Below are 24,967 nucleotides of genomic sequence, written 5' to 3'. Positions count from 1 at the left end.
CATGCCAAAGCGCCTGCAGGCGCAGCGGCAGAGGCAAGAGAGAATCGCTGTGCTGGCCGAATATTTGCCGTCTCTGCTGTTTCTGATCGTTGCCACCGGTATCGGCGTTTCGCTGATGCTGGTTGGCCGATTCCTCGGTCCCCGACGTCCTGACCTGAAAAAGCTCTCGCCGTACGAATGCGGCTTCGAGGCTTTCGAGGACGCGCGCATGAAGTTCGATGTGCGCTACTACCTGATCGCGATCCAGTTCATCGTATTTGACTTGGAAATCATCTTCATCGTGCCGTGGACCCAGGTCTTCATGGAACTGGGCGCACGCTCGCTGGTCACGATGGGCCTCTTCGTAGGCATGCTTTTCCTCGGTTTCATTTACGTTTGGAAGAAGGGAGCGCTGGAATGGGAGTAATTCAGACGCTCGACGGCCTGATGAACAACCCGGTCCCGGAAGGGCGGGTCGACGACATCCTGCGCCCGGAAGGCGACAACCCGCTGCTGGAAAAGGGCTACGTCACCACCAGTGTCGATGCCCTGTTGAACTGGGCACGTACCGGTTCGATGTGGCCGATGACCTTTGGTCTGGCCTGCTGCGCGGTTGAAATGATGCACGCCGGTGCCGCGCGCCTGGATCTTGACCGCTACGGTGTGGTGTTCCGCCCGTCGCCGCGTCAGTCCGACGTGATGATCGTGGCCGGTACCCTGGTCAACAAGATGGCCCCGGCGCTGCGCAAGGTCTATGACCAGATGCCAGACCCGAAGTGGGTCATCTCCATGGGCAGCTGTGCCAACGGTGGCGGCTACTACCACTACTCCTATGCAGTAGTGCGTGGCTGTGACCGCGTGGTGCCGGTGGACATCTATGTCCCCGGTTGCCCACCAACCGCCGAAGCGCTGGTGTACGGGATCCTGCAGTTGCAGAAGAAGATCTGGCGTACGCAGACCATCGCCCGCTGACATTCCTCCTGACAAGAGCACGCCAAGCCCCCATGGCAGAGCAAGCACCTTCCTTCATCGACCGACTGTCCGCACGTTTCGCAGGTGCGCAGGTCTTCGTGGTCGAACCCCGCGGCGAAGTGACGCTGGAAGTGCCCGCTGCTGACTGGCATGCCACCGCATTGGCGCTGCGCGACGAATTCGGTTTCGAGCAGGCCGTCGATCTGTGCGGCCTGGACTACCTCGGCTACGGCAGCGACGAATGGGATACGGCCGATGTGTCGTCCCATGGCTTCAGCCGTGGCGTCGAAGGCGCGTCCGTCGGCCGTTTCGCCTGGGGTGAATTCCCCACGCGCGAAACCAGCGATGGCGCCCAGCCGCAACCGATTCCGCTGCAGCGCTTCGCCGTGGTCGCCCAGCTGCGTTCCTACCAGTACAACCTCACCCTGCGCATCCGCTGCTTTGCGCCGAACGAGGAACTGCCGGTGGTCGCCTCGCTGACCGACATCTGGCCGGGCCTGAACTGGTTCGAGCGCGAAGCATTCGATCTGTACGGCGTGATCTTCGAAGGCCATCCGGACCTGCGCCGGATCCTGACCGACTACGGTTTCGTCGGGCATCCGTTCCGCAAGGATTTCCCGCTGATCGGCAACGTCGAAGTGCGTTACGACGAAGAAAAGAAGCGCGTGATCTATGAGCCGGTCACCTCGGTGGAGCCGCGTGTCGGCGTGCCGCGCGTGATCCGCGACGACGCGCGTTTCCAGACCGCTGCCGGTGAATCCGCGCAGACGGAGGCAAGCAAGTGAGTGCACAACTTCCCCAGGCCCACCAGGCCTTTGCGAGCAGTCCGGCCGAACTCCGGCAGGAAATCCGCAACTACACGATGAACTTCGGTCCCCAGCATCCGGCCGCGCACGGTGTGCTGCGCCTGATCCTGGAAATGGACGGCGAAACCATCATGCGCGCCGATCCGCACGTGGGTCTGCTGCACCGTGGTACCGAAAAGCTGGCCGAGTCCAAGCCGTTCAACCAGTCGATCGGCTACATGGATCGCCTGGATTACGTGTCGATGATGTGCAACGAGCACGCCTACGTGCGCGCGATCGAAACCCTGATGGGAATCGAAGCGCCCGAGCGTGCCCAGTACATCCGTACCCTGTTCGATGAAATCACCCGCATCCTGAATCACCTGATGTGGCTGGGTTCCAACGCCCTCGATCTGGGTGCGATGGCGGTGATGCTGTACGCCTTCCGCGAGCGCGAAGAGCTGATGGACTGCTACGAAGCGGTCTCCGGCGCGCGCATGCACGCGGCCTACTACCGTCCGGGCGGCGTGTACCGCGACCTGCCGGACCACATGCCCAAGTACAAGGAATCGCGCTGGCACAAGGGCAAGGCCCTGAAGAACCTCAACGCCTCGCGCGAAGGTTCGCTGCTGGACTTCCTGGAGAACTTCACCGCGGAGTTCCCCAAGCGCGTCGACGAATACGAAACCCTGCTGACCGACAACCGTATCTGGAAGCAGCGTACCGTCGGCATCGGCGTGGTCACCCCCGAACTGGCGCATGCCTGGGGCATGACCGGCGTGATGCTGCGCGGCTCGGGTATCGCCTGGGACCTGCGCAAGAAGCAGCCGTATGCCAAGTACGACACCGTCGATTTCGATATCCCGCTGGGCAAGGAAGGCGATTGCTACGATCGCTACCTGTGCCGCGTGGCCGAAATGCGCGAATCCAACCGCATCATCAAGCAGTGCGTGGCGTGGCTTAAGGCCAACCCGGGCCCGGTGATGGTCAAGAACTTCAAGGTCGCGCCGCCCAGCCGCGAGGACATGAAGGACGACATGGAAGCGCTGATCCATCACTTCAAGCTGTTCAGTGAAGGCTACTGCGTCCCCGTCGGCGAAACCTATGCCGCGGTCGAAGCGCCCAAGGGCGAGTTCGGCTGCTACCTGATGTCCGATGGTGCCAACAAGCCGTTCCGCGTGCACCTGCGCGCGCCGGGCTTCGCCCATCTGTCCTCGATCGACTCGATCGTGCGCGGACACATGCTCGCCGACGTGGTGGCCATGATCGGCACCTACGACCTCGTGTTCGGTGAGGTCGACCGGTGATCGCATCCGCATGCACGATGCCTGACACCCGCCGGCTGCTGCCGGCGCTGCAGGTTCTGGTTCTTAATGATTTCGTATTCGCTGAGGTCGGCCGATGAAGGCGACAGGTAATTTCGAGGCGGCGCGCGACGTCGACCCGATGGTGGTCTTGAATGACAAGACCCGTGCGCACATCGATCATTGGCTGGCCAAGTTCCCGCCGGATCGCAAGCGTTCGGCCGTGCTGCAGGGCCTGCACGCCGCACAGGAACAGAATGCGGGCTGGCTGACCGACGAGTTGATCGCCGGCGTCGCCAAGTACCTGGACCTGCCGCCGGTGTGGGCCTACGAAGTGGCCAGCTTCTACTCGATGTTCGAGCTGGAGAAGGTCGGCCGCCACAACGTCGCCTTCTGCACCAACATCAGCTGCTGGTTGAACGGTGCCGAGGACCTGGTCGCGCACGCCGAGAAGAAGCTCGGCTGCAAGACCGGCCAGTCCACCGCCGATGGCCGCATCTACCTCAAGCGTGAAGAAGAATGCCTGGCCGGTTGCGCCGGTGCGCCGATGATGGTCATCAATGGCCATTACCACGAGCGCCTGACCGTCGAGAAAGTCGACGAGCTGCTGGACGGGTTGGAGTAAGACATGGCACATCATCACGCACCCAGTGGTCCGGTCGGTCCTGCGCCGTTGCCGCACCAGGTGGTCTACACCACCTTGCACTACGACACCCCGTGGTCGTACGAAAGCTACCTCAAGACCGGTGGTTACGCCGCCCTGCGCAGGATCCTCGAAGAGAAGATCTCGCCGGAGCAGGTCATCGAGATGGTCAAGCAGTCGAACCTGCGCGGCCGCGGTGGCGCCGGCTTCCCGACCGGCCTGAAGTGGTCCTTCATGCCCAAGGGCACCATGCAGAAGTACATCCTGTGCAACTCGGATGAATCCGAGCCGGGTACCTGCAAGGACCGCGACATCCTGCGCTACAACCCGCATTCGGTGGTGGAAGGCATGGCGATCGCCTGCTACGCCACCGGTTCGACCGTGGGCTACAACTACCTGCGCGGTGAGTTCCACCACGAACCGTTCGAGAACTTCGAACAGGCCCTGGCCGACGCGTACGCGAACGGCTGGCTGGGCAAGAACGTGCTGGGCAGCGGCGTGGACATCGACATCTATGGCGCCCTCGGCGCTGGCGCCTACATCTGCGGCGAAGAAACCGCCCTGATGGAATCGCTGGAAGGCAAGAAGGGCCAGCCGCGCTACAAGCCGCCGTTCCCGGCCAACTTCGGCCTGTACGGCAAGCCGTCGACGATCAACAACACCGAGACCTATGCCTCGGTGCCGGCGATCATCCGTAACGGCCCGGAATGGTTCCAGGGCCTGAGCCTGACCAAGAACGGCGGCCCGAAGATCTTCTCGGTCTCCGGTTGCGTGCAGCAGGGCGGCAATTTCGAAGTGCCGCTGGGCACCACCTTCGACGAGCTGCTGGAAATGGCCGGCGGCCTCAAGCCGGGCCGTACCCTCAAGGGTGCCGTGCCGGGCGGTGTGTCGATGCCGGTGCTGAAGGCTGAAGAGCTCAAGGGCCTGCAGATGGACTACGACACCCTGCGTGCCCTGGGCACCGGTCTGGGGTCGGGCGCCATCGTGGTGCTGGATGACAGCGTGTGCTGCGTCAAGTTCGCCTGCCGCATCTCGCAGTTCTTCCACAAGGAATCCTGCGGCCAGTGCACCCCGTGCCGTGAAGGCACCGGCTGGATGCACCGCGTGCTGGAGCGCATCGTCGCCGGCAAGGCCACGATGGAAGACCTGCACCAGTTGAAGGCAGTGGCCGGCCAGATCGAAGGCCACACCATCTGCGCGTTCGGTGAAGCGGCGGCATGGCCCATCCAGGGCTTCCTGCGCCAGTTCTGGGACGAATTCGAGTACTACATCGTCAACGGTCATTCGATGGTTGACGGCAAGAAGGTGGAGGCAGCCGCCGCATGAGCGCGCAACCCAACAACCCTGGCGTGACCCCGGCCATCGTGCCGGAGGGGCATGTGACCGTCGAGATCGACGGCCAGTCCCTGGTCGTGCCCAAGGGGTCGATGATCATCCAGGCCGCCGACAAGGCCGGCATTCCGATCCCGCGCTTCTGCTACCACGAGAAGCTGCCGATCGCGGCCAACTGCCGCATGTGCCTGGTCGACGTGGAAAAGTCGCCGAAGCCGGCACCGGCGTGCGCCACCCCGGTGATGGATGGCATGAAGGTCGCCACCCGCAGCGAGAAGGCCCTGAAGTTCCAGCGCTCGGTGATGGAATTCCTGCTGATCAACCACCCGCTGGATTGCCCGATCTGCGATCAGGGCGGCGAGTGCGAACTGCAGGACGTTTCGCTGGGCTATGGCCGTTCGGTCAGCCGCTTCAACGAGCGCAAGCGCGTGGTGCCCGACGAGGACATCGGTCCGCTGGTCGCCACCGAAATGACCCGCTGCATCCAGTGCACTCGCTGCGTGCGCTTCACCGCCGACGTGGCCGGTACCTACGAACTGGGTGGCATGTATCGCGGTGAGAACCTGCAGATCGGCACCTACGACGGCAAGCCGCTGACCACCGAGCTCTCGGGCAACGTGGTGGATGTGTGCCCGGTCGGCGCGCTGACCAACAAGGTGTTCCAGTTCCGCGCCCGTCCGTGGGAACTGACCGCGCGCGAATCGCTGGGTTACCACGACGCGATGGGCTCGAACCTGTTCCTGCACGTACGTCGCGGCGAAGTGCTGCGCGCCGTGCCGCGTGACAACGAGTCGGTCAACGAATGCTGGCTGTCCGATCGCGACCGCTACTCGCACCAGGGCCTGTACAGCGAAGACCGTGCGGTCAAGCCGCTGCGCAAGGTCAACGGCGAGTGGAAGGAAGTGAGCTGGGCCGAAGGCCTGGCCGCCGCCAAGGACATCTTCGCCGCCCACCAGGGTGACGACCTCGGCGTGCTGGTGCACCCGTCGGCCTCCAACGAGGAGGGCGCATTGCTGGCCCGTCTCGCACAGGGTCTGGGCACCACCCACATCGACCACCGCATCAACAACCGCGACTTCTCCGACGCCGCTACCGCCGAAGTCTTCGGCCTGCCGCTGGCCGAGATCGAAGCGGCCGACAGCATCGTCGTGCTCGGCAGCAACATCCGCCACGAGCTGCCGCTGCTGCACGCCCGCCTGCGCAAGGCGCAGACCACGCGCAACGCGAAGATCCACGCGGTCAATCCGGTCGATTTCGACTTCGCCTTCAAGCTGGCCGGCAAGCAGATCGTTGCGCCGTCCCGGTTCGTGGACGCGCTGGGCAATGCCGAGCTGCGTGCTGCCGTTACCGGCAACGCGGTGCTGATCGTCGGTGCCATCGCCGAAAACCACCCGCAGGCTGCCGCGATCCGCGCCGCTGCGCGTGATTTCGCCGCCGCCACCGGTGCCAAGCTGTGCCGCATCCCGCAGGGCGCCAACGCGATCGGCCTGACCCGCGCCGGCGTGCTGCCGGCCGGCAAGGACGTCAACGCCATGCTGGCCCAGCCGCGCAAGGCCTATGCCCTGTACGGCATCGAGCCGGGCCTGGACTTCGCCAATGCCGACGCTGCCCGCAAGGCGCTGGCCGGTGCCCAGGTGGTGGCCTTCAGCCAGTACGCCTGCGCCTCCACCCGCGACCTCGCCGATGTGATTCTGCCGATCGGCGCGCTGCCGGAAGTGGATGCCACCCTGACCAACCTCGATGGTCGCGAGCAGTCGGCCCGTGCCGGCGGCAAGCTGCCGGGCGAGGCGCGTGAAGGCTGGCGTGTGCTGCGTGCGCTGGGCGGCGAAATGTCGCTGGCCGGTTTCGACTTCACCGACCTGGCCGGCCTGCGCGCCAGCCTGGCTCCGGTCAGCGTCAGCGTGGCGGCTTCGGCAGCCACGCCGGTGACCGGCGAGGGCCTGGAAGTAGCCTTGACCGCCGCGATCTACCGCACCGATGCGGTGGTCCGTCGCGCCCAGGCGCTGCAATCGCATCCGCTCAACACCGCACCGCGCATCGTGCTCAACACCGCCGATGCCGCCCGTCTGCAGTTGGTGGAAGGGCAGATGGCCAAGGTCGGCACCGATGCCGGCCGCGCCACCTTGCCGGTGGTGGTCGACGCCCGCGTCGCCGCGGGTGCGGTCTGGATTGAATCGGGCCACGGTGCAACCGCGCCGCTGGGTGCCGCACGCGTAACGGTGGTGGCTGCATGAACGAATTGCTGTTGAACGCGGTCGACCCGCTGCACCAGTGGCTGCTGTCACTGGGCGAGATCGGTGCGCTGCTCTGGATCATCCTGAAGATCCTGGTGATCGCCATGCCGGTGATCATCTCGGTGGCCTTCTACGTGGTCTGGGAACGCAAGCTGATCGGCTGGATGCACGTCCGCCACGGCCCGATGTACGTGGGCATGGGCATCTTCCAGGCCTTCGCCGACGTCTTCAAACTGTTGTTCAAGGAAATCATCCAGCCGGCGAGCTCGCACAAGGCGATGTTCATCCTGGCGCCGCTGATCACCCTGGGCCCGGCCTTCGCGGCCTGGTCGGTGGTGCCCTTCGACGCCAAGATCGTGCTCTCCAACGCCAACGCCGGCCTGCTGTACCTGCTGGCGATGACCTCGCTGGGTGTGTACGGCATCATCCTGGCCGGTTGGGCCTCCAACTCCAAGTACGCCTTCCTGGGTGCGATGCGCGCCTCGGCGCAGATGATCAGCTACGAAATCGCCATGGGCTTTGCCCTGGTCGGTGTGATGATCGCCTCGGGCAGCTTGAACCTCAGCAACATCGTGATGGCCCAGGCCGGCAGCTCCGGCTTCTTCGACTGGTTCCTGATCCCGCTGTTCCCGTTGTTCATCGTGTACTGGGTGTCCGGCGTAGCCGAAACCAACCGCGCGCCGTTCGACGTGGTGGAAGGTGAATCGGAAATCGTCGCCGGCCACATGGTCGAGTACTCCGGCGGTGCGTTCGCGCTGTTCTTCCTGGCCGAATACGCCAACATGATCCTGATCAGCTTCCTGATCGCGATCTTCTTCCTCGGCGGCTGGCTCAGCCCGCTCCAGGGCTGGATCACGGCGGACATCTCGCCGTGGATCGACTGGATCTGGAAGGGCGGTGCACCGTGGCTGCTGCTGAAGGTGTTCTTCTTCGCCAGTGCCTATATCTGGTTCCGTGCCAGCTTCCCGCGCTTCCGTTATGACCAGATCATGCGTCTGGGTTGGAAGGTCTTCATCCCGCTCACCATCGTGTGGATTGCAGTGACGGCGTTGATGGTGTTTTACGGCGTGATCCAGAAGGGCGTCTAAGTGATGAACAGAATTACCCATTACTTCAAAAGCCTGCTGCTGCTCGAGCTGCTCGGCGGCCTGTGGCTGACCCTGAAGTACGCGTTCAAGCCGAAGTACACGATGATGTACCCGATGGAGAAGTTCCCGCAGTCGCCGCGTTTCCGCGGCCTGCATGCGCTTCGCCGTTACCCCAACGGCGAGGAACGCTGCATCGCATGCAAGTTGTGCGAAGCGGTCTGCCCGGCGCTGGCGATCACCATCGATTCGGCCAAGCGCGAAGACGGCAGCCGCCGTACCACCCGCTACGACATCGATCTGTTCAAGTGCATCTTCTGCGGCTTCTGTGAAGAAAGCTGCCCGGTGGACTCGATCGTCGAGACCCACATTCTCGAGTACCACTTCGAGAACCGTGGCGAAAACATCGTTACCAAGCCGCAGCTGCTGGCCATCGGAGATCGGCTTGAAGCCGAAATCGCCGAACGCCGTGCCGCTGATGCTGCTTTCCGCTGAGGTCGCATGATGGATTGGGTAAATATCAGTTTCTGGGTCTTCGCCATCGTCGCGGGCATTTCCGCAGCGGCGGTGATCAGCGTGCGCAATCCGGTGTATGCCGTGTTGTGCCTGATCCTGACCTTCTTCTCCGTGGCCTGCATCTGGATCCTGGTCGGCGCTGAATTCCTCGGTGTCGCGCTGGTGCTGGTCTACGTCGGTGCGGTCATGGTGCTGTTCCTGTTCGTGGTGATGATGCTCGACATCGACGCCAGCAACCTGCGTGAAGGCTGGGTCCGCTACCTGCCGATCGGCCTGGTGGTTTCGGTCACCATGCTGGTGCAGATGCTGGTGCTGATCGGCGTGCGGGGCAGGGCGGTCAACCCGTTCCCGGCCGACAACGCCGCTGCGCTCGCCGCCGACAGTTCCAACATCACCTGGCTGGCGCGCAGCCTGTTCACCGAATACCTGCTGCCGTTCGAGTTCGCCGCCGTCATCCTGACCGTGGCCGTGGTGGCCGCGGTGATGCTGACGCTGCGTCGCCGCACCGGCCTGAAGACCCAGAACCCGACCGAGCAGACCATGGTCAAGGGCCATGACCGCCTGCGCGTGGTCAAGATGGACGTGGAAAAGCCGGTGGTGCATACCCGGACCAAGCCGTCCAGCGATGAGGAGGCAACGCCATGATCACCCTCGGCCACATCCTGGCGCTGGGCGCGCTGCTGTTCTGCATCAGCCTTGCCGGCATCTTCCTCAACCGCAAGAACATCATCGTGCTGTTGATGTCGGTCGAGCTGATGCTGCTGTCGGTCAACATCAATTTCGTCGGGTTTTCGCGTGAGATGGGGGATACGGCCGGACAGCTGTTCGTCTTCTTCATCCTGACCGTCGCCGCGGCCGAGGCCGCCATCGGCCTCGCGATCCTGGTAACCCTGTTCCGTACCCGCCGTACCATCAATGTCGGCGAAGTCGATTCGCTGAAGGGCTGATCCGTAGATGGAAATCACTCTCTCCAAGAGTCTGTTGATCGCAGTGGTGCTTGCACCGCTGTTCGGCAGCATCATCGCTGGCCTGTTCGGCCGGCAGGTCGGTCGCGTTGGCGCACAGACGGTCACCATCCTCGGCGTCGCAGTGAGCTGCGTGCTGTCCAGCTACGTGCTGTACATGCTGCTGTGGGGCGGTGCCCAGCCGTACAACGAGAACCTCTATACGTTCTTCGAGGTTGGCCAGTATTCGGCCCACGTCGGCTTCATGATCGACAAGCTGACCGCGATGATGATGGTCGTGGTGACCTTCGTGTCGTTCCTGGTGCACGTGTACACCATCGGCTACATGCAGGATGACCCGGGTTACCAGCGGTTCTTCAGCTACATCTCGCTGTTCACCTTCTCGATGCTCACCCTGGTGATGAGCAACAACTTCCTGCAGCTGTTCTTCGGCTGGGAAGCGGTGGGCCTGGTGTCGTACCTGCTGATCGGTTTCTGGTTCAAGCGCCCGACCGCGATCTTCGCCAACATGAAGGCGTTCCTGGTCAACCGCGTCGGCGACTTCGGCTTCATCCTCGGCATCGCCGGTGTGATGTGGGTGTTCGGTTCGCTGGACTACTCCACCGTGTTCGCCAATGCCCCGATCCTGGGCAGCCCGCAGGCACAGCTGCAGATCTGGTCCGGCGCGATCACCCTGTTCGGGACCACCTTCCAGGTGTTTGACACCCCGGTGATCTGGTCGATCGCCACCATCATCTGCATCTGCCTGTTCATCGGTGCAATGGGCAAGTCCGCCCAGGTGCCGCTGCACGTGTGGCTGCCGGACTCGATGGAGGGCCCGACCCCTATCTCGGCGCTGATCCACGCCGCGACCATGGTCACCGCGGGCATCTTCATGGTCACCCGCATGTCGCCGTTGTTCGAGCTGTCGCAGACCGCGCTGAACTTCGTGCTGTTCATCGGTGCCACCACCGCGTTCTTCACCGGCCTGATCGGCATCGTGCAGAACGACATCAAGCGCGTCGTCGCGTACTCCACGCTGTCCCAGCTGGGCTACATGACCGTGGCGCTGGGTGTGTCGGCTTACTCGGCCGCCGTGTTCCACCTGATGACCCACGCCTTCTTCAAGGCGCTGCTGTTCCTTGGTGCCGGCTCGGTGATCATCGCCATGCACCACGAGCAGGACATGCGCAAGATGGGCGGCCTGCGCAAGTACATGCCGATCACCTTCGTGACCATGTGGATCGGTACGCTGGCCCTGGTGGGCACGCCGTTCTTCTCCGGCTTCTACTCCAAGGACACCATCATCGAGGCCGCCAAGCACCATGCTGAGATGTCTTCGAGCTGGGTGGCGACCTACGGTTATTGGGCGGTGCTGGGCGGCGTGATCGTCACCAGCTTCTACAGCTTCCGTCTGCTGTTCCTGACCTTCCATGGCAAGGAACGCTTCCGCGATGCGCATGATGACGATGGCCACGGCCATGACGCGCATCACGCCGACGCGCACGCGGCCGATGCCCACCACGATGACGCGCACCATGACGATCACGGCCATGGCCACGGTCCGCATGAGCCGCACGAAACCCCGTGGGTGGTGACCCTGCCGCTGATCCTGCTGGCGATCCCCTCCATCGTGATCGGCTTCTTCAGCATCGGTCCGATGCTGTACGGCACCGACTGGGCCGGCCACCATGCCGAGCACGCGATTCCGGGCCAGGTGCATTCGTTCTTCACCGGCATCGTCGATTTCTACGATCCGGCGCGCAACACCATTGGTGCCCTGGCTGAAGAGTTCCATGGCCCGGTCCAGTTCGTCCTCCACGGCATGAAGGGCCCGGCGGTCTGGTTGACCCTGGCGGGCTTCCTGCTGGCGGTACTGTTCTACCTGTGGAAGCCGGAGCTGGCGGGCAAGGCCCGCAAGACCTTCGCGCCGCTGGTGTCGGTGCTGGAAAACAAGTACGGCTTCGACAAGCTCTGGATCGGTGGTTTTGCTGGTGGCGGTATCAAGCTGGGCAAGGTTTCCCGCGCGATCGACACGAACATCGTCGATGGTGTGGTGGTCAATGGTTCGGCGCGCCTGGTCGATCTGGCAGCCAACCTGCTGCGTCGCACCCAATCCGGTTTCCTCTATCACTACGCCTTCGCGATGATCATCGGCCTGATTGCCCTTCTGGGCGTCCTGATGCATTACCTGCGTTGATGACCTGTACGGAATAAGAAGACGTGTCGAACTGGCCTCTACTCAGTGTTCTCATCTGGCTGCCGATCCTCGGCGGTGCCTTGATCCTTGCCATCCGTGATGCCCAAACCGCCCGCTGGGCGTCGCTGGGCGTAGCGGTGCTGACCTTCTTGGCCAGCCTGTTGCTGCTCAGCGGCTACGACGTGGCCAACGACGCGCTGCAGTTCGTCGAAACCCGCGCCTGGATCCCCGCTTACGACATCGGCTACAACCTCGGTGTCGATGGCATCGCGATCGCGCTGATCCTGCTGACCACGCTGGTCTCGGTGCTGGCCCTGATCGGTGCCTGGAGCGCAATCGACAAGCGCGTCAACCAGTACGTGGCCGCCTTCCTGATCCTGGAAGGCGTCACCGTGGGCATCTTCGCCGCCACGGACGCGATGCTGTTCTACGTGTTCTTCGAAGCGATGCTGATCCCGATGTTCCTGATCATCGGTGTCTGGGGCGGCCCGCGCCGCATCTACGCCGCGTTGAAGTTCTTCCTGTACACCTTCCTCGGCTCGGTGCTGATGCTGGTGGCGCTGATCTACCTGTACCTGAAGGGCGGCAGCTTCCAGCTGGCTGACCTGTACCAGCTGCAGCTGTCGGGCAAGGAACAGACCTGGATCTTCTTCGCGTTCCTGATCGCCTTCGCGGTCAAGGTGCCGATGTTCCCGGTCCACACCTGGCTGCCGGACGCCCACGTGGAAGCGCCGACTGCCGGTTCGGTGATCCTGGCCGCCATCGCGCTGAAGATCGGTGGTTACGGTTTCCTGCGCTTCAACCTGCCGATCGTCCCGGATGCCTCGCACGAATGGGCCTGGCTGGTGATCGCGCTGTCGCTGATCGCGGTGATCTACGTCGGTCTGGTCGCGCTGGTCCAGGACGACATGAAGAAGCTGATCGCCTATTCGTCGATCGCGCACATGGGCTTCGTCACCCTGGGCACCTTCATCGCCCTGTGGCTGGTGCGCGATGCACAGAACGCCGATGCCGCCCGCCTGGGCCTGCAGGGTGCGATGGTGCAGATGATCTCGCACGGCTTCGTGTCCGGTGCGATGTTCTCCTGCGTCGGCGTGCTCTACGACCGCATGCACAGTCGCCGCATCGCCGATTACGGCGGCGTGGTCAATGTGATGCCGTGGTTTGCCACGTTCGCCATGCTGTTCTTCATGGCCAACGCCGGCCTGCCGGGCACCAGCGGTTTCGTGGGTGAGTTCATGATCATCATGGCCAGCTTCCAGCGCAATCCGATGCTGGCACTGGGCGCGGCGACCACCTTGGTGATCACCGCGGCCTATACGCTGTGGCTGTACAAGCGCGTGTTCTTCGGTGAAGTGGCCAATGCCCATGTCGCCGAACTGAAGGACATCAACGGTCGCGAGTGGCTGGTTCTGGGTGTATTCGCCGTGGGCACGCTTGCCCTGGGCCTGTACCCCAAGCCGCTGACCGACCTGATGGAGCCCTCGATCGCGAAGCTGGCGATGCAGATCGCATCCAGCAAGCTGCTGTAATCGGGCCGTCGAGAGTATTGATTCCAGGATTTGATGATGACCACCTCGCCGCTGTTGCCACTGACCGCCGCCGACCTGCCGCCGCTCGCTCCCGAGCTGGTGCTGATCGGCAGCGCGTTCGCCCTGTTGATGCTTGATCTGTTCATCAGTGAGAAGAACAAGATCTGGACCCACCTGTTGTCGGTGGCCGCCCTGGCCGTCGTCCTGTTCATGCTCGCCACTGGCGTGGGCGGGCAGGGCGAGGTCTTCCACGGCATGTTCGTCCGCGATACCGCGGCCGATGTGATGAAGACCGTGATCGTGCTGTGCAGCGGCCTGACCCTGATCTACGGCTGGAGCTACCTGCGCGAGCGCAAGCTGTACCAGGGCGAGATTCCGGTGCTGATCCTGTTCGGCACCGCCGGCATGATGATCCTGGTGTCCGCCGGCAGCCTGCTGATGGTCTACCTGGGCCTGGAACTGCTGGCGCTGTGCTCCTACGCCCTGGTCGCCAGCAACCGTGAGAACGGCCTGGCCTCGGAAGCGGCGATGAAGTACATCGTGCTCGGTTCGCTGGCCTCGGGCCTGCTGCTGTACGGCATGTCGCTGATCTACGGTGCCACCGGCTCGCTGCACCTGGACACGATCCATGCCGCCATCCCGCACTCCGAAGAGCGCGTGCTGCTGCTGACCGGCGCGGTCTTCATGATCGCCGGCGTGGCCTTCAAGCTCGGCGCCGCACCGTTCCACATGTGGCTGCCCGACGTCTACCAGGGCGCGCCGGCGCCGATCGCGCTGTTCATCAGCTCGGCACCGAAGCTGGCTGCGTTCGGCATGGCTTACCGCCTGCTGGAAGTGGGCGTTGGCCCGCTGTCGGACGAGTGGAAGTACCTCATTGGTGGCCTGGCCGCACTGTCGCTGGTGATCGGCAACCTGATGGCGATCGCGCAGACCAACCTCAAGCGCATGCTGGCGTTCTCCACCGTGTCGCACATCGGCTTCCTGCTGATGGGCATCGCCGGTGGCGGCGAACGCGGGTACTCGGCCGCGCTGTTCTATGCGCTGAGCTACGCGATCATGTCCACCGCGGCCTTCGGCGCGATCATCGCGCTGTCGCGCAACGGCTTCGAGGCCGAGAAGATCGAAGACTTCAAGGGCCTCAACGCACGCAATCCGTGGATGGCCGGCCTGGTGCTGTGCATCATGGCGTCGTTGGCCGGCATCCCGCCGTTCCTGGGCTTCTGGACCAAGCTGGCCGTGCTCGGCGCCGCCATCCAGGGCGACATGCTGTGGCTGGCCATGGTCGGCGTGATCTGCGCGGTGATCGGCTGCTTCTACTACCTGCGCGTCATCAAGGTCATGTACTTCGATGAGCCGGTCGGTGAGCCGCTGCCGGCCAACAACGACCGCGTGCTGGGCGTGGTGCTGGGCGTGAATGCCCTGGCGCTGCTGGCCCTGGGCCTGGCCTGGAACCCGATCATGGTGTGGTGCCAGCAGGCATTTGCACATCTTGCGTAAAAAACGATACAAAACTGCGCAAGTAGTGTAATATTCGTCTCCTGAGTTGTTGATGCAGCGGTTTCGCCAGAACATCGTTGCGGTAGGCGCCAACCTTGGTTGGTACATCGACTCATTCACTTCTGTTGCGGGGTGGAGCAGTCTGGCAGCTCGTCGGGCTCATAACCCGAAGGTCGCAGGTTCAAATCCTGCCCCCGCTACCATATAGCTCCGGTGCAAGCCGGAGACGGTGGACGAATCAAGCGATCCCGGCAACGGGGTCGCTTTTTTCGTTGGAGGTCCGGTCGATGCCCAGGTGGCACCGTCCGGAGATATTCTGGCAATGTTTAAATAGGGGTTGCACGGGTGTGAAAACTCCCTTACAATTCCGCTTCTGCTGCGGGGTGGAGCAGTCTGGCAGCTCGTCGGGCTCATAACCCGAAGGTCGCAGGTTCAAATCCTGCCCCCGCTACCACAGAAAATCTGCAGTGCAGATGCAGTAGACGAAGAAGCGATCTCGGCAACGAGGTCGCTTTTTTCGTTGTGTATTCACTTGCCCCCAGCCATTGCACCAGCGCGGTGCAACGGCTATCATCAGCGGCTTAGCGGACTACCTGACTGGCCCCTCTGATTCATGGAGGTGACTGGTCCCGCTACCGGCTTCCAGGATCGGCACCTGTTCCCAGGCCGCCGTAACCCCCCGGAAGGCTGGGCTCGCAGAAACGCACCGCGCGTTTCCGCAACCGGAATCCAGCATGACCGGAGTTGTACCGGACAAGGGGCCCAGCGGGTCCTTTTTTGTTTCCGGCAGGTGGCCAGCGTGACTGGCCAAACCCGTACCTCTTTCAACGAATCAAGGCAGACTGTGAGCGACAAGGCAACCGAAATCGCGAATCTGCTCGCCCCCACCGTTCAGTCGCTGGGTCTCGAGCTGCTGGGTGTGGAGTATCTGACCGCTCCGGGCGGTGCCACCCTGCGCCTGTATATCGACGTGCCGCTGGCCGAACAGCCCGAGCGTATCGTCAATATCGACGACTGCGAGCGCGTCAGCCGCGAAGTGTCCGCACAGCTGGACGTGGAAGACCCGATCAGCGCCAATTACACGCTGGAAGTCTCCTCGCCCGGCGTGGACCGTCCGCTGTTCACCATCGAACAGTTTGAACGCGCGATCGGCGAGTCCGCCAAAGTCACCCTGAAGCTGCCGCAGGACGGCCGCCGTCGCCTGCAGGGCGAAATCCTCGGCGTCGATGGCGCCCAGGGCACGGTGACGTTCAAGGTCGATAATTCCCCGTTTACCGCCGATGTCGAGAATATCGACAAGGCACGCATCATGCCGGACTGGGCCGCCCTCGGCCTGGCTCCGACCAAACCGACTGGCCCGGCACCCAAACAGGGTGACAAGGCGAAGAAGAAACCATCCAACGAGCCGACGGCCAAGAAGCCGCGCGCGGAGTGAGCCAATGAGCAAGGAACTTTTGCTGGTAGTGGATGCGGTCGCCAATGAAAAGGGCGTTCCGCGTGAAGTGATCTTCGATGCCATCGAGGCAGCATTGGCGTCGGCCGCGAAGAAGCGTTACCCGGACGAAGAAGTGCTGGCCCGTGTGTCGATCGACCACAAGGACGGCACCTACGAAACTTTCCGTCGCTGGGAAGTCGTCGCCGATGACGTCGTCATGGAATCGCCGGATCGCCAGGTGCGTCTGATGGATGCCATCGACGAAGCCGACGGCGTGGAAGTGGGCGACTACATCGAAGAACAGATCGAAAACCCGGACTTCGGCCGTATCGCCGCACAGGCCGCCAAGCAGGTGATCGTCCAGCGCGTGCGCGAGGCCGAGCGTCAGCAGGTCGTCGATGCCTGGAAGGATCGCGTCGGCGAACTGGTCACCGGTGTGGTCAAGCGCGCCGAGCGCGGCAACATCTATGTCGACCTGGGCGGCAACGCTGAGGCCTTCATTCCGAAGGACAAGGGTATTCCGCGCGACGTGCTGCGCGCTGGCGACCGCGTGCGCGGTTACCTGGCCGAAGTCCGTTCGGAACCGCGTGGCCCGCAGTTGTTCATCAGCCGCGCCGCCCCGGAATTCATGATCGAACTGTTCAAGCTCGAAGTGCCGGAAGTCGGCCAGGGCCTGGTCGAGATCAAGGCGTGTGCACGTGATCCGGGCGACCGCGCCAAGATCGCCGTGCTGGCCCACGACGCCCGTACCGATCCGATCGGCGCGTGCATCGGCATGCGCGGTTCGCGCGTACAGGCCGTGTCCAACGAGCTCAACGGTGAGCGCGTGGATATCGTGCTGTGGAATGAGAACCCCGCCAACTTCGTCATCAATGCGATGGCGCCGGCGGAAGTGCAGTCGATCATCGTCGATGAAGAAAAGCATTCGATGGACCTGGCCGTGGCGGAAGAGCGCCTGGCCCAGGCGATCGGCAAGGGCGGCCAGAACGTGCGCCTTGCCAGCCGCCTGACCGGCTGGCAGCTCAATGTGATGACCCAGGACCAGGTGACCGCCAAGTCCGAAGCAGAGCAGGGCGTTGCCCGTCAGCTGTTCATGGACAAGCTGGAAGTGGATGAAGAAATCGCCGCCATCCTGGTGACCGAAGGCTTCAACACCGTGGAAGAAATCGCCTACGTCCCGGTCGGCGAACTGCTGGCCGTGGAAGGTTTCGACGAAGACATCGTCGAAGAGCTGCGTGCCCGTGCCCGCGATGCGCTGCTCAACGAAGCGCTCGCGGTGGAAGAAGGTCTGGAGGATGGTTCGCCGTCCGAAGACCTGCTCGCCCTGGAAGGCATGGACGAGGCAACCGCCTACGCCCTGGCCAGCCACGGCGTGCGTACCAGTGAGGACCTGTCGGACCTGGCCGCCGATGAGATCCTCGAGTTCGGCATCGAAGACATGGACCAGGGGCGCGCCGCCGCTCTGATCCTTGCCGCCCGAGCCGAGGAGATCGCCCGCTTGGAGCGCGGCGAATGAGCCAGCGATGAACAGTGCCCTGACCCGATCAGGGCTTAGACTCCGCGCTGCCTTCGCACGTTTCGAGGGGGCGCCAACCAGATCATAGGATCCGAATGTCGCAGCAAACCACCATCCGCAAGCTTGCCGAACTGGTCAATACGCCGGTCGAGAAACTGCTTGAACAACTTGCCGAAGCCGGCATGAAGTTCAGCGGTCCCGACCAGGTCGTGACCAGCACCGAGAAGGTGAAGCTCCTGGGCTTCCTTCGTCGTTCGCACGGCAAGACCGAGCAGCCCGTCGAGAGTGCCGACGAGGCAGCAAAGAAGATCACCCTCAACCGTCGCAAGTTGCAGGAAGTGACCGTCAGCGCCGGCCGCAGCAAGACCACCGTCAACGTGGAAGTGCGCCAGAAGCGCACCTACATGAAGGACGCCAGTGGCAAGGCGATGACGCCGGATGAGGAGCGCGCCGACATCCTGCGCAAGCTGGAGGAATCCCGCCAGCGCAATCTGGACGAGCAGCGCGCACTGGCCGAGAAGGACCGTGCACGCGATGAAGAAATCGCCCGCAAGCGTCAGGAAGAAGTAGACGCCAAGGAGCGTGTCGAAGCCGAGCGCAAGGCCGCCGAAGCAGCTGCTGAAGCCGCCAAGAACGCGCCGCCGGCCCCGGTTGCGCCCAAGCCGGCCGCCGAAGCGCCTGCGCGTGCCGCCCGTCCGGCGGCGCCGTCGCCGGCCCGTCCGGCCCCGCGCGCGGACGACCGCAATTCGAACAACAACAACAACCGTCCGGGCGCCAAGCGCGACGACGAGGGTGGCAACCGCTTCGCCGGTCAGCTGCACCTGTCGGCCGCCGACCGTGCCCGTCGCGGCAACAACAGCAACTCGCGCGGTCGTCCCACCGGGCGCGTGCAGCACGGTGGTCGCCGTGACAGCAACCAGTCGCGCAGCGGCGGTGGCAGCCATGGCTTCGAGCGTCCCACGGCACCGATCGTGCGTGATGTGACCATCGGCGACACGATCACCGTGGCCGATCTGGCCCAGAAGCTGGCCGTCAAGGGCGGCGATGTGGTCAAGGCGCTGTTCAAGATGGGCGTCATGGCGACCATCACCCAGACCATCGACCATGACACCGCCGCGCTGGTGACCGAAGAACTCGGCCACAACGTGATCCGTGCCAACGCCAACGACGCCGAAGACGCGCTGCTGGCACTGGCCGGCGGCAACCAGGGCGAGCCGGTGGCACGTCCGCCGGTGGTCACCATCATGGGCCACGTCGACCACGGCAAGACCTCGTTGCTGGATTACATCCGCCGCACCAAGGTAGCGACCGGCGAAGCCGGCGGCATCACCCAGCACATCGGTGCGTACCACGTTGAAACGCCGAAGGGCGTGATCAGCTTCCTGGATACCCCGGGCCACGCGGCGTTTACGTCCATGCGTGCCCGCGGTGCCAAGCTGACCGACATCGTGGTGCTGGTGGTGGCGGCCGACGACGGCGTCATGCCGCAGACCAAGGAAGCCATCCAGCACGCCCGTTCGGCGGGTGTGCCGCTGATCGTGGCGATCAACAAGATCGACAAGTCCGGCGCCGACCCGATGCGCGTGAAGAACGAACTGCTCACCGAGCAGGTCGTCTCCGAAGACTTCGGTGGTGATATCCAGATGGTCGAAATCTCGGCCAAGGCTGGCCTGGGCATCGACGATCTGCTCGACGCGATTTCGATCCAGGCGGAACTGCTGGAGCTGAAGGCCGTGGCCGACGGCCGCGCCAACGGCGTGGTCATCGAATCGTCGCTGGACAAGGGCCGCGGCCCGATCGCCACGGTGCTGGTGCAGCAGGGCGCGCTGAAGAAGGGCGACTACCTGGTGTGCGGTATCCAGTACGGTCGCGTGCGTGCGCTGTTCGACGAGACCGGCGCACAGCCCGACCACGCTGGCCCGTCCATCCCGGTGCAGGTGCTGGGTCTGTCCGGCGTGCCGGATGCCGGCGATGACTTCGTGGTCGTCGACGACGAGCGTCTGGCCAAGGAAGTGGCGCAGCAGCGCGAAACCAAGCGTCGTGAATCGCGCCTGGTCCAGTCTGCCGGCAGCCGCATGGAAGACATCATGGCCACCCTGGGCAAGGGTGATGGCCAGCAGGTGCTGAACCTGGTGATCAAGGCCGACGTGCAGGGTTCGGTGCAGGCACTGAGCCAGTCGCTGGTCGGTCTGTCCAACGAAGACATCCGCATCAACGTGATCCACTCCGGCGTGGGCGGCATCACCGAATCGGACGCCAATTCGGCGGTTGCCTCCAAGGCCACCGTGATCGGCTTCAACGTGCGTGCCGACGCCTCGGCGCGTCGCATCATCGAAGCCAACGGCGTTGACCTGCGTTACTTCTCGATCATCTATGACGTGATCGATCAGGTGAAGCAGGTGGCGTCCGGTCTGCTCGGCGTGGAAATCCGCGAAGAGATCATCGGTGTGGCCCAGGTCCGCGACGTGTTCCGCAGCTCCAAGTTCGGTGCGGTTGCAGGCTGCATGATCATCGAAGGCACGGTGAAGCGGAACAAGCCGATCCGCGTGCTGCGCGACAGCGTGGTGGTGTTCGAGGGCGAGCTGGAATCGCTGCGTCGCTTCAAGGAGAACGTCGAGGAAGTCCGCAACGGTACCGAATGCGGTATCGGCGTGAAGGCTTACAACGACGTCAAGCCGGGTGACCAGATCGAGTGCTTCGAGCGTATCGAAGTGCCGCGCACCCTGTAATACCGCGGCGTGGCCCGACCCATGGTCGGGCCTCCCGTGATGTAGAACCCGGCCGGTGGTCGGGACCCGTGTACCTGTAGCGCCCGACCGTTGGTCGGGCGACACCTGAATCAAGAGCCTCCCGTGCCAAAGACCTTTCATCGAACCGACCGTGTTTCCGCCCAGATCCGCCGTGAACTGGGAACGCTCGTGCACAACGCGGTGCGTGTACACGGCCTGCCTTCGGTGAGTGTGTCCGACGTGGAAATCACCCGTGACATGGCGCATGCCAAGATTTTCGTCACGGCGTTGATGCCGGAGCGCTCGGTTGAAGCGATGAAGGGCCTGAAGGAACTGGCCTGGGAACTGCGTATGGAGCTGGCGCGAGCCATGAAGCTGCGCCACGTTCCGGAGCTGCATTTCCACTACGATGATTCGGTGGACCGTGGCGAGCGCATCGACAACATCCTGCGCGACCTGCCCGATACCCTCGCGGCGGAAAAGAGCCGTGAAGCCGACGACGACGGCGATGAAACGCACGCCGACGAGAGCGACAAGAACGCATGATGGACCGACAGCCCGAAAGGGCTGTTGTCTTATGGGGCGGTGCCCGGGTCGACACGCGACCGCACCGTCAAAGGCCGGATTTCCCGGCAGCGCCGCACGGCGCCGATTGAATTGACTGCATGACCACCCGAATTTCCTTCCGTCGCCTGGACGGCATCCTGCTGCTCGACAAGCCCACCGGCATGAGCTCCAACGCCGCACTGCAGGTTGCACGCCGCCTGTTCCGTGCCGAGAAGGGCGGCCATACCGGCAGCCTGGACCCGCTGGCGACCGGGCTGCTGCCGCTGTGCTTCGGCGAGGCGACCAAGATTGCCGGGCTGCTGCTCGGCGCGGCCAAGGCCTATGACGCCGACGTGGTGCTGGGCCAGACCACCGATACCGATGATGCCGATGGCACGGTGCTGCGTGAGCGCCCGGTGCCGGCGATCAGCGCAGACCAGCTGGAGGCGGCGCTGGCGCCCCTGCGCGGCCGTATCCGCCAGCGCGCACCGATCTATTCCGCGCTCAAGCAGGGCGGCGAGCCGCTCTATCTGAAGGCGCGCCGGGGTGAGGTGATCGAGGCACCAGAGCGCGACGTCGAGGTGCATGCGCTGGACGTAATGGACCAGCAGCCAAGCCGCCTGCAGCTGCGCGTGACCTGCGGTTCAGGCACCTATATCCGCAGCCTGGCCCGCGACCTGGGCGAAACCCTGGGTTGTGGGGCGCACATCGCCGGCCTGCGCCGGCTCTGGGTGGACCCGTTCCAGGGCGCCCCGATGGTCACCCTGGACACCCTGCATGCCTTGCGCGAGCAGGGTGACGAAACCGCCATGGAGGCCCTGCTGCTGCCCCTGGCCGCGGGCTTGGCGCACTATCCGCGGGTGACCCTGGATGCGGCGCAGACCGCGCGTTTCTGCGTGGGCCAGCGCCTGCGCGACCCCGACTGGGCGCAGGGCGGGGTGGTGGTCTACGGGCCGGAAGAGGCCATTCAGGGTCTGGGCCAGGTCGACGAGACGGGCCTGTTGGCCCCGCAGCGACGCTTCAACCTGGGGCCGGCGCACTAGCCGGTCCTTGTCCCGGAGGGCCGCGACCGTTACAATTTCGCGGCCTTTTCAGGCTTCCCGCGTTCTGCGGGTTCATCCTTTCGTTCACGGCGAGTCACGCGGTACGCCAATGGGGCGTTTCTGCGGGCCACGCATCCAAGAGAAAATAGAAATGTCGATCGACACCCAGAAGGTTATTGAAGACAACAAGCGCAGTTCGGCCGATACCGGCTCCCCGGAAGTCCAGGTGGCCCTGCTGACCGCCCGCATCGAACTGCTGACCGGCCACTTCAAGACCCACAAGAAAGATCACCACAGCCGTCGTGGTCTGCTGCAGATGGTCAACCGCCGCCGCAGCCTGCTCGACTACCTGAAGAAGAAAGACGGCGTGCGTTACAAGGCCCTGATCGAAAAGCTCGGCCTGCGTCGCTAAGCAAGAATCCCGACCGCGGCGCAGGAATGCGCCGCGGTTTTGTTTTGGTAGTACCGCAATAAACGCCAGGACCGGACCACCGGTCACCCGTCGGCGGCAAGGGTCGCCCGCGGTCCATTCGAAGACAGCATCCTCCCAAGGAATCCCCCGTGGCAAAAATCACCAAAACCTTCCAGTACGGCAAGCACACCGTCACGCTTGAGACCGGCGAAATCGCCCGCCAGGCCGGTGGCGCCGTCATCGTCAAGTTCGACGACACCGTGCTGCTGGTCTCCGCCGTTGCCGCCAAGAGCGCGCGTGAGGGCCAGGACTTCTTCCCGCTGACCTGCGACTATCAGGAGAAGTTCTACGCCGGTGGCCGCATCCCGGGTGGCTTCTTCAAGCGTGAAGGCCGTTCGACCGAGAAGGAGACGCTGATTTCGCGTCTGATCGATCGTCCGATCCGTCCGCTGTTCCCGGAAGACTACAAGAACGAAGTTCAGATCATCGCCACGGTGATGTCGCTGAACCCGGACATCGATGGCGACATCGCTGCCCTGATCGGCGCCTCGGCCGCCCTGTCGCTGGCCGGCACCCCGTTCAAGGGCCCGATCGCCGCTGCCAAGGTCGGTTACAAGAACGGTGAGTACATCCTCAACCCGACCGTGACCGAACTGAAGGATTCGGAGCTGGAGCTGGTTGTTGCCGGTACCGCCAACGCCGTGCTGATGGTGGAATCCGAAGCCGCGCTGCTGTCCGAAGACGTGATGCTGGGCGCCGTGACCTTCGGTCACCGCGAAATGCAGAAGGTCATCAACGCGATCAACGAGCTGACCGTGGAAGCCGGCACCAGGCCGTCGACCTGGGTTGCCCCGGCCAAGAACGACGTGCTGATCAGCGCCCTGCAGGAAGCCATCGGCCCGCGTCTGGGCGAAGCCTTCCAGGTGCGCGACAAGCTGCAGCGTCGCGACGCCATCTCGGCGATCAAGAAGGACGTGGTCGAGTCGCTGGCTGGCCGCGTGGCTGCTGAAGGCTGGAACCCGGCCGAACTGTCCAAGGAATTCGGCGAGCTGGAATACAGCACCATGCGCAACTCGGTGCTGGACACCAAGGTCCGCATCGACGGCCGTGCGCTGGACACCGTCCGCCCGATCGCCGTGAAGACCGGCATCCTGCCGCGTACCCACGGTTCCTCGCTGTTCACCCGCGGTGAAACGCAGGCCATCGTCACCATCACGCTGGGCACCGCCCGCGATGGTCAGGTGATCGATGCCGTCGCCGGTGAGTACAAGGAAAACTTCCTGTTCCATTACAACTTCCCCCCCTACTCGGTGGGTGAGACCGGCCGCATGATGGGCCCGAAGCGTCGCGAAATCGGCCACGGCCGCCTCGCCAAGCGCGGCGTGCTGGCAGTGATGCCGTCGCTGGAAGCCTTCCCGTACACCATCCGCGTGGTGTCGGAAATCACCGAATCCAACGGCTCCTCGTCGATGGCCTCGGTGTGCGGTTCCTCGCTGGCCCTGATGGACGCCGGCGTGCCGGTCAAGTCGCCGGTTGCCGGTATCGCCATGGGTCTGGTCAAGGAAGGCGAGCGCTTCGTCGTCCTGTCCGACATCCTGGGCGATGAAGATCACCTGGGTGACATGGACTTCAAGGTCGCTGGTACCGCTGAGGGCATCTCCGCCCTGCAGATGGATATCAAGATCGAAGGCATCACCGAAGAGATCATGAAGCAGGCACTGCTGCAGGCCAAGGCTGGCCGCCTGCACATCCTGGGCGAAATGGCCCACGGCCTGACCGCACCGCGTGAGGAGCTGTCGGACTACGCGCCGCGCCTGCTGACCATCAAGATCCACCCGGACAAGATCCGCGAAGTGATCGGCAAGGGTGGTTCCACCATCCAGGCGATCACCAAGGAAACTGGCACCCAGATCGACATCCAGGATGACGGCACCATCGTCATCGCCTCGGTCAACGCCATCGCTGCCCAGGCTGCGAAGGCCCGCATCGAGCAGATCACCTCGGACGTCGAGCCGGGCCGCATCTACGAAGGCAAGGTCGCCAAGATCATGGACTTCGGTGCATTCGTCACCATCCTGCCGGGCAAGGACGGCCTGGTCCACGTTTCGCAGATCTCCAGCGAGCGCGTCGAGAAGGTCGGCGACAAGCTGAAGGAAGGCGATGTGGTCAAGGTCAAGGTGCTGGAAGTCGACAAGCAGGGCCGTATCCGCCTGTCGATGAAGGCCGTCGAAGAAGGCGAGGGCGTGGCTGCAGCCGAGTAATC

General features: G+C 63.8%; 21 protein-coding genes and 2 tRNA genes. All 23 read left to right on the top strand.

Annotated elements, in window-relative coordinates:
• Window positions 1-49 precede the first annotated feature (49 nt).
• The 23 genes from AC3IPM_RS13335 to pnp all read left to right on the top strand — a co-directional run bounded on the left by AC3IPM_RS13335 (window position 50) and on the right by pnp (window position 24,965).
• The gene (locus AC3IPM_RS13335) at window positions 50-406 is read left to right on the top strand and encodes an NADH-quinone oxidoreductase subunit A (protein WP_038691968.1); all 357 of its coding nucleotides are present in this window, start codon (window positions 50-52) and stop codon (window positions 404-406) included.
• Complete coding sequence (locus tag AC3IPM_RS13330; protein WP_019182677.1) at window positions 397-951, top strand: NuoB/complex I 20 kDa subunit family protein; 555 nt, start codon at window positions 397-399, stop codon at window positions 949-951. Before AC3IPM_RS13335 ends, AC3IPM_RS13330 begins: the two co-directional genes overlap by 10 nt.
• Before the next feature lie 32 nt (window positions 952-983).
• A complete protein-coding gene (locus AC3IPM_RS13325) occupies window positions 984-1,736 on the top strand; it encodes an NADH-quinone oxidoreductase subunit C (protein ID WP_489300385.1) in 753 nt (250 codons plus the stop codon).
• Between the two features lie 77 nt (window positions 1,737-1,813).
• On the top strand, window positions 1,814-3,043 hold the full coding sequence (locus AC3IPM_RS13320) for an NADH-quinone oxidoreductase subunit D (RefSeq protein ID WP_489304141.1): 1,230 nt from the start codon (window positions 1,814-1,816) through the stop codon (window positions 3,041-3,043).
• Window positions 3,044-3,137: 94 nt separating this feature from the next.
• The gene (gene nuoE / locus AC3IPM_RS13315) at window positions 3,138-3,665 is read left to right on the top strand and encodes an NADH-quinone oxidoreductase subunit NuoE (RefSeq protein ID WP_121038421.1); all 528 of its coding nucleotides are present in this window, start codon (window positions 3,138-3,140) and stop codon (window positions 3,663-3,665) included.
• A 3-nt stretch (window positions 3,666-3,668) separates the two neighbouring features.
• Window positions 3,669-5,009, top strand: a complete 1,341-nt coding sequence (nuoF, locus tag AC3IPM_RS13310; protein WP_489300383.1) for an NADH-quinone oxidoreductase subunit NuoF — start codon at window positions 3,669-3,671, stop codon at window positions 5,007-5,009.
• Complete coding sequence (gene nuoG, locus AC3IPM_RS13305; protein WP_489300381.1) at window positions 5,006-7,249, top strand: NADH-quinone oxidoreductase subunit NuoG; 2,244 nt, start codon at window positions 5,006-5,008, stop codon at window positions 7,247-7,249. The genes nuoF and nuoG overlap by 4 nt, the downstream gene beginning before the upstream one ends.
• Window positions 7,246-8,337 carry an NADH-quinone oxidoreductase subunit NuoH gene (gene nuoH, locus AC3IPM_RS13300; RefSeq protein ID WP_489300380.1) on the top strand — a complete coding sequence of 364 codons (1,092 nt, stop codon included), beginning with the start codon at window positions 7,246-7,248 and terminating at the stop codon, window positions 8,335-8,337. The genes nuoG and nuoH overlap by 4 nt, the downstream gene beginning before the upstream one ends.
• A 3-nt stretch (window positions 8,338-8,340) precedes the next feature.
• On the top strand, window positions 8,341-8,829 hold the full coding sequence (nuoI, locus tag AC3IPM_RS13295; RefSeq protein ID WP_489300378.1) for an NADH-quinone oxidoreductase subunit NuoI: 489 nt from the start codon (window positions 8,341-8,343) through the stop codon (window positions 8,827-8,829).
• A gap of 6 nt (window positions 8,830-8,835) precedes the next feature.
• Entirely contained in the window at window positions 8,836-9,495 is a 660-nt protein-coding gene (locus AC3IPM_RS13290) for an NADH-quinone oxidoreductase subunit J (protein ID WP_489300377.1), read from the top strand.
• Window positions 9,492-9,797: an NADH-quinone oxidoreductase subunit NuoK gene (nuoK, locus tag AC3IPM_RS13285; protein WP_313344589.1), complete on the top strand. Its 306-nt coding sequence runs from the start codon at window positions 9,492-9,494 to the stop codon at window positions 9,795-9,797. Before AC3IPM_RS13290 ends, nuoK begins: the two co-directional genes overlap by 4 nt.
• 7 nt (window positions 9,798-9,804) lie before the next feature.
• On the top strand, window positions 9,805-11,994 hold the full coding sequence (nuoL, locus tag AC3IPM_RS13280; protein ID WP_489300376.1) for an NADH-quinone oxidoreductase subunit L: 2,190 nt from the start codon (window positions 9,805-9,807) through the stop codon (window positions 11,992-11,994).
• Window positions 11,995-12,017: 23 nt separating this feature from the next.
• Window positions 12,018-13,526 carry an NADH-quinone oxidoreductase subunit M gene (locus AC3IPM_RS13275; protein ID WP_489300375.1) on the top strand — a complete coding sequence of 503 codons (1,509 nt, stop codon included), beginning with the start codon at window positions 12,018-12,020 and terminating at the stop codon, window positions 13,524-13,526.
• A 36-nt stretch (window positions 13,527-13,562) separates the two neighbouring features.
• Window positions 13,563-15,023 (top strand): NADH-quinone oxidoreductase subunit NuoN, encoded by a 1,461-nt coding sequence (gene nuoN / locus AC3IPM_RS13270; protein WP_489300374.1) that lies wholly within the window; start codon window positions 13,563-13,565, stop codon window positions 15,021-15,023.
• A 126-nt stretch (window positions 15,024-15,149) separates the two neighbouring features.
• Window positions 15,150-15,226 (top strand) — tRNA-Met (locus AC3IPM_RS13265).
• A 174-nt stretch (window positions 15,227-15,400) separates the two neighbouring features.
• A tRNA-Met gene (locus AC3IPM_RS13260) sits at window positions 15,401-15,477 on the top strand.
• Window positions 15,478-15,867: 390 nt separating this feature from the next.
• Window positions 15,868-16,458, top strand: coding sequence for a ribosome maturation factor RimP (rimP, locus tag AC3IPM_RS13255; protein ID WP_489300372.1), 591 nt, complete (start codon window positions 15,868-15,870; stop codon window positions 16,456-16,458).
• 4 nt (window positions 16,459-16,462) lie between these two features.
• The gene (gene nusA, locus AC3IPM_RS13250) at window positions 16,463-17,974 is read left to right on the top strand and encodes a transcription termination factor NusA (protein ID WP_489300370.1); all 1,512 of its coding nucleotides are present in this window, start codon (window positions 16,463-16,465) and stop codon (window positions 17,972-17,974) included.
• A 95-nt stretch (window positions 17,975-18,069) separates the two neighbouring features.
• Window positions 18,070-20,703: a translation initiation factor IF-2 gene (infB, locus tag AC3IPM_RS13245; protein WP_489300369.1), complete on the top strand. Its 2,634-nt coding sequence runs from the start codon at window positions 18,070-18,072 to the stop codon at window positions 20,701-20,703.
• A gap of 123 nt (window positions 20,704-20,826) precedes the next feature.
• Window positions 20,827-21,249 (top strand): 30S ribosome-binding factor RbfA, encoded by a 423-nt coding sequence (gene rbfA, locus AC3IPM_RS13240; protein WP_489300367.1) that lies wholly within the window; start codon window positions 20,827-20,829, stop codon window positions 21,247-21,249.
• A 119-nt stretch (window positions 21,250-21,368) separates the two neighbouring features.
• Window positions 21,369-22,292 carry a tRNA pseudouridine(55) synthase TruB gene (gene truB, locus AC3IPM_RS13235; protein ID WP_489300366.1) on the top strand — a complete coding sequence of 308 codons (924 nt, stop codon included), beginning with the start codon at window positions 21,369-21,371 and terminating at the stop codon, window positions 22,290-22,292.
• Window positions 22,293-22,443: 151 nt separating this feature from the next.
• On the top strand, window positions 22,444-22,704 hold the full coding sequence (rpsO, locus tag AC3IPM_RS13230) for a 30S ribosomal protein S15 (RefSeq protein ID WP_017355941.1): 261 nt from the start codon (window positions 22,444-22,446) through the stop codon (window positions 22,702-22,704).
• Between the two features lie 149 nt (window positions 22,705-22,853).
• Entirely contained in the window at window positions 22,854-24,965 is a 2,112-nt protein-coding gene (gene pnp / locus AC3IPM_RS13225; RefSeq protein ID WP_489300364.1) for a polyribonucleotide nucleotidyltransferase, read from the top strand.
• Window positions 24,966-24,967: the final 2 nt, after the last annotated feature.

It is taken from the genome of Stenotrophomonas sp. GL_111 (assembly GCF_057835245.1).
This window is presented reverse-complemented; position numbering and strand designations above follow the sequence as displayed.